This is a genomic window from Sutterella wadsworthensis (genome assembly GCF_003315195.1).
Lineage (GTDB): Bacteria > Pseudomonadota > Gammaproteobacteria > Burkholderiales > Burkholderiaceae_F > Sutterella > Sutterella wadsworthensis.
In genome coordinates, this window is the sequence record NZ_QNRV01000058.1 from 1 (window position 1) to 4,858 (window position 4,858).

A 4,858-nucleotide genomic window follows, 5' to 3' on the forward strand; every position below is an offset into this window, starting at 1 on the left:
TCGATTGATGGGCCTGTCCCGCAGCACTTTTTACGCTTCACAGAAGACGACGCCGGCGCAAATCAAAACCGATGAGTTGGCCGAGAAGATTTCTGTGAAGTGGTATGGATTTTTTGGACACCCTATAAGCGATCGGGGCTGCTTTCTGCCGTCTTTTTCTCAAGGTGCGAGGTAATACCTCAGGAAGCTCTTGAATAGGTACCTTATTCAGCCCCAAGCAGCACACTCCAATCGATAGACTCTCCTACAACAAACTGACGCGAAGTCTGCTGGCAATTTGTGTTTTCAGACATTTCGCTTATATCACTTCCATTGATGCCCTCATGATCAAACTCGAACACATCACGCAGACCTACGTCGGCAACGACGGTAAAGTCTTCGAAGCGCTCAAGGACGTCTCGATTTCGATCCGCCCAGGAGAAATCTTTGGCATCATCGGTCGATCCGGCGCCGGTAAGAGCACGCTCGTTCGCTGCATCAATCTGCTCAATCGCCCTACCCGCGGCAGCGTCATCGTTGACGGTCAGGATCTGACGAAGCTCAGCGACACAGATCTTCGCAATGTTCGCCGTTCCATTGGCATGATCTTTCAGCACTTCAATCTGCTGAGCTCCCGAACGGTCTACGACAACATTGCACTCCCGCTCGAACTTGTCGGCACCCCGAAAGACGCGATCCGAAGCAAGATTGAACCGCTTATTCATCTTGTTGGGCTCGATGCGCACGTCGGCAAATATCCCTCTCAGCTCTCGGGCGGCCAAAAACAGCGCGTCGGCATCGCTCGCGCTTTGGCCAATGATCCGAAAGTACTGCTTTCTGATGAGGCCACTTCGGCGCTCGATCCTGAAACCACCATTGCTACGCTGCAGCTGCTAAAGCGAATCAATGCAGAGCTCGGCGTCACGATCGTGATGATCACGCATGAAATGAATGTCGTGAAGCAGATCTGCAATCGTGTCGCCGTCATGAATTTAGGCGAAGTCGTCGAAGAAGGTGATGTGATCGACATCTTCGCGCAGCCGAAGACCGAAACCACGCGTGCGCTCATCGGCCAAGTGATGGATCGCGACCTGCCGCAATCGATTATTGACACGGTCAAACGCGCCCGCGCCAAGGAAGGTCACGACAATGTGCATCTTCTGCATCTTTCCTTTATTGGCAGCGAAGTAGCCGAACCTGTCATTTCGACAGCTTCACGTGAATTCAACATCAACTTCAGCATTCTGCGTGGCACCGTCGATGACCTTCAGGGTCGTACGCTCGGCACGCTCACGCTGCTCGTCACAGCACCGGTCGCCGTCTATCAAGAAGCCGTGAAGTACATCCGTGAACGCGGCGTCCTCGTTGAGGAGATTCCCAATGTCTAGTCAGCTCATCAACATGATTTCGGCCTCGTTCGTCGAGACCATCATCATGGTTTTGATCTCGGGCGGAATCGGTGCCGCGATCGGCATCCCGCTCGGCATCCTGCTCTTCATTACAGACCGTAAGAGCTTCCTGCCGATGCCTAAGTTTCACTTTGTCCTGTCGATCATCATCAACGCTACCCGATCGGTACCGTTCATCATTTTGCTCGTAGCGATTATTCCGTTCACTCGTTTGGTGGTCGGCTCTTCAATCGGTACTGCAGCCGCCATCGTTCCACTCACGATCTCTGTGGCTCCTTTCATTGCCCGCATTGTTGAAACAAGCTTGCGTGAAGTCGACAAGGGATTGGTAGAGGCCGCTCAGGCTATGGGGGCCACGAATCTGCAAATCGTCGGCAAGGTTCTGCTTCCGGAAGCTCGCCCGGGTATTCTGGCCGGTCTGACGATTGCCGTGGTAAGCCTCATCGGCTATTCCGCCATGGCTGGCGTCGTGGGCGGCGGCGGCCTCGGCGACTTGGGCATCCGTTACGGCTACCAACGCTTCATGCCTGAAGTAATGTGGCCCGTAGTGCTCGTGCTGATCATTCTCGTGCAGGGCATTCAGTCAATGGGCGATTACCTTGTGCGTCGCCTTTCTCACAAATAATTGACGCTGAATCGGTATCAGGCGCGGTCGCTCAGTTAGGGCACCGCGCCTTTATTATTTTTATCAGGATCACGCGTAAAGGCATCGTGTTAGAATCGCGCGCTTTCCGGAACGCTCGATTGCCCAGACTCCCCATGGAAAAGAAAGAACTCACGCCAGAAGAACTCGAAGAGCTCAAGAACCGCCATATTCGCAGTTTTGTACTGCGCCGCGGCCATATCTCCAATGCGCAAAAGCGCGCTCTTGAAGAAGAGCTCCCGCAGTACGCCGTTGAGTACTCTGCCTCCCCGCTTGACTTTGCCTCCGTCTTCGGTCGCAAAGCGCCTGTTGTGCTCGAAATCGGCTGCGGCATGGGCGAAACCACAGCAGCCATTGCGGCCGCACATCCGGAAGTGAATTTTTTGGGCTGCGAAGTCTTTGCCGCCGGCGTCGGGGCACTCGCCAAACGCCTGGCCGAACAATCGCTCACGAATGTGCGCATCATTCGCCACGACGCGGTCGAAGTCGTCCGCGACATGATTCCTGACAGCTCTCTGGCTGGCGTGCACATCTACTTCCCAGACCCATGGCGCAAAGCTCGTCATCATAAACGGCGTCTGGTCGCCCAGCCCTTCATCGGCATGCTTGTCAACAAAATTAGTCTCGGCGGCTACATTCACTGCGCCACTGACTGGGAAAACTATGCCGAGCAGATGGTGGAAGTGCTCTCCGGCGAACCCAAACTGAAAAATCTCTATGATGGTTTCAGTCCTGTAATGGGCAATCCCATCGCCCAACGGCCTCAAACAAAGTTCCAAGCCCGTGGGGAGCGTCTCGGCCACGGCATTTGGGATCTGGTCTTCACGCGGATCTAACGCGTCAAGACGCCTAAAAATCAGGCTGCCTAAGCATCCATGCTCAGGCAGCCTGTTTGTTTTTACGCGTTAAGCGGCATCAGATTGAGCGCCACTCGATCCAGCCAAAACCAGAAGCAGCAAGGATCAGAATTCCGAAGCCGATTCGATACCAGCCGAAGCCCTTAAAGTCATGCGCAGCAACAAAACGCAAAAGCCAATGCACAACCAAAAGCGCGCTGACAAAAGACACCGCCGTTCCCAGCGCCAATCCGGGCAGATTGTCGAGCGCTAGATCATCTCTGGCCTTCCACAGATCGTAGACGGTAGCGCCGAAAATGGTGGGAATTGCCAGAAAAAACGAGAATTCCGTTGCTGCGCGGCGGGACAGCCCAAGAACCATGCCGCCAATAATGGTTGAGCCCGAGCGGCTCGTCCCTGGAATCATCGCAAGGCACTGCATACACCCCACGAGCAGAGCGTCTTTCCAGCTCATATCATCCATGGCCGCTACGCGCGGGGGGATACGGAGGCGCACAATGCGATTTTCCACCCAAAGAATAATGAAGCCGCCCACAATGAGCGCAACGGCCACCGCAGTAGGGTTAAAAAGATAGTGTTTGATATACCCTGCCGCAAAGACCCCTATCACAGCAGCCGGCAGAAATGCCACCACGGTGTTGACGGCCAAACGCTGTTCTTTGGGGCTGGATGTAAGCCCTCGCAGCACCGCCCAGATGCGTTCGCGGTAGTACCAGCAGACAGCCAGAATTGCACCCGATTGAATTGCCACGACGAATTCATCGGCCCCAGGTGTTTCGGCAAATCCCACCAGATCAGAAGCAATAATGAGATGACCGGTCGAGCTGATCGGAAGAAATTCGGTAAGACCCTCGACAATGCCGAGAACAGTAGCCTGCAGAAGATAAAGCCAATCCACGATGTAAAATCTTGCTATCAAACGAAAGTGCTCATTATCCGAGAAAATACTGCTGCAAACGCGGCGGCGATACAGGCCGATACTATTCATTCACTCTTTTGACGCCATTGTCCCTGCGCTATGATCACGGCGAATGCGTTTTAGGAAACGCATCCGCTACCTACCTCATTCGGAGACGACCCACATGGACAACGACGCCAAGCTCATCGACAGCGCCGAAATTGAAGAGCTTCAAGACCGTATCGAAGCGCTTGAAAGTGATCAGGCGATGGATGCCGGCGTGCTCGACGGCTACCTGACGGCACAGGCGCTTAATCCCCTGAAGCCTGAGGACGACGATGTCCTGCCGTTTATTTTCAGCGACTCTGGTGACCCAGCGGCGCTTCCTAATGACGACAGACTGCTCGAACTCCTTAAACTTCGCGCACGCGAAATCCGCTCTGCGCTGAATGCAGGAGCCGGCCTTGATCCGGTGATCTTCCCATTGGTTGACGAAAACGATGAAGAAATCCTCGACGGCGATGGCATTGAAGCCGTCGTCCCCTGGTGTGCAGGCTTCATGATGGGCGTTCAGCAGTGGCCTGATGCTGCCATTGAAGATGAAGAGGTCCAGGCAGCGCTGCTGCCCATTGCAGCCCGCATGGCGGCCGAGGGTGATGAGCTTGATGATGAAACCCGCACTCTCTGGGAAGCGGCTAAAGCCGACGTCAAGCCCGCTAAGGATTTAGGTGAAGCGCTATACCAGATGGTCGAGGGAGTCTTTACGCTTAAGACCCTGCTCGTGCCGAACCGCCCTGTCCGCCGAAATGAACCCCGTGTGGGGCGCAATGACCCCTGCCCTTGCGGCAGCAACAAAAAGTACAAACAGTGCTGTGGCAAAAAAGCCTGATCGTCACCGCGCGGAAGTGAGACGCTAAACGATCAACGCCCGGCATCCGATCCCAAACTCCCGGAGACTAGCTCCGGGAGGTCCTGACCTGACGCAAAGTCGGCCTATTTATTCTTCCTAATCCATTGTTTTTATTTAATAAAAACTTGACAAGCCTTTGCTTTATCTTTATCATAGTCTATA

5 protein-coding genes are annotated in these 4,858 nt (G+C 54.3%); 4 read left to right on the top strand and 1 reads right to left on the bottom strand.

What is annotated here, in order from left to right; all coding sequences use genetic code 11:
• The first annotated feature begins 323 nt into the window (after window positions 1-323).
• From DES29_RS12160 to trmB, 3 genes are all read left to right on the top strand, one after another.
• Complete coding sequence (locus DES29_RS12160; RefSeq protein ID WP_016475151.1) at window positions 324-1,367, top strand: methionine ABC transporter ATP-binding protein; 1,044 nt, start codon at window positions 324-326, stop codon at window positions 1,365-1,367.
• Window positions 1,360-2,013, top strand: coding sequence for a methionine ABC transporter permease (locus tag DES29_RS12165; protein WP_005429550.1), 654 nt, complete (start codon window positions 1,360-1,362; stop codon window positions 2,011-2,013). The genes DES29_RS12160 and DES29_RS12165 overlap by 8 nt, the downstream gene beginning before the upstream one ends.
• Before the next feature lie 134 nt (window positions 2,014-2,147).
• Window positions 2,148-2,867 (top strand): tRNA (guanosine(46)-N7)-methyltransferase TrmB, encoded by a 720-nt coding sequence (trmB, locus tag DES29_RS12170; RefSeq protein WP_016475152.1) that lies wholly within the window; start codon window positions 2,148-2,150, stop codon window positions 2,865-2,867.
• A 79-nt stretch (window positions 2,868-2,946) separates the two neighbouring features.
• Here the strand turns inward: trmB and DES29_RS12175 are convergent, their stop codons facing one another.
• On the bottom strand, window positions 2,947-3,786 hold the full coding sequence (locus DES29_RS12175) for an undecaprenyl-diphosphate phosphatase (protein ID WP_038025293.1): 840 nt from the start codon (window positions 3,784-3,786) through the stop codon (window positions 2,947-2,949).
• Window positions 3,787-3,970: 184 nt separating this feature from the next.
• Between DES29_RS12175 and DES29_RS12180 the strand changes: the two genes are divergently transcribed.
• Window positions 3,971-4,675: a UPF0149 family protein gene (locus DES29_RS12180; protein WP_016475154.1), complete on the top strand. Its 705-nt coding sequence runs from the start codon at window positions 3,971-3,973 to the stop codon at window positions 4,673-4,675.
• The last annotated feature ends 183 nt before the right edge of the window (window positions 4,676-4,858 follow it).

Bases quoted from the DNA above. Each gene is read 5' to 3' on its own strand.
- DES29_RS12160 (WP_016475151.1), top strand. From the start codon at position 324: ATGATCAAACTCGAACACATCACGCAGACCTACGTCGGCAACGACGGT.
- DES29_RS12165 (WP_005429550.1), top strand. From the start codon at position 1,360: ATGTCTAGTCAGCTCATCAACATGATTTCGGCCTCGTTCGTCGAGACC.
- trmB (WP_016475152.1), top strand. From the start codon at position 2,148: ATGGAAAAGAAAGAACTCACGCCAGAAGAACTCGAAGAGCTCAAGAAC.
- DES29_RS12180 (WP_016475154.1), top strand. From the start codon at position 3,971: ATGGACAACGACGCCAAGCTCATCGACAGCGCCGAAATTGAAGAGCTT.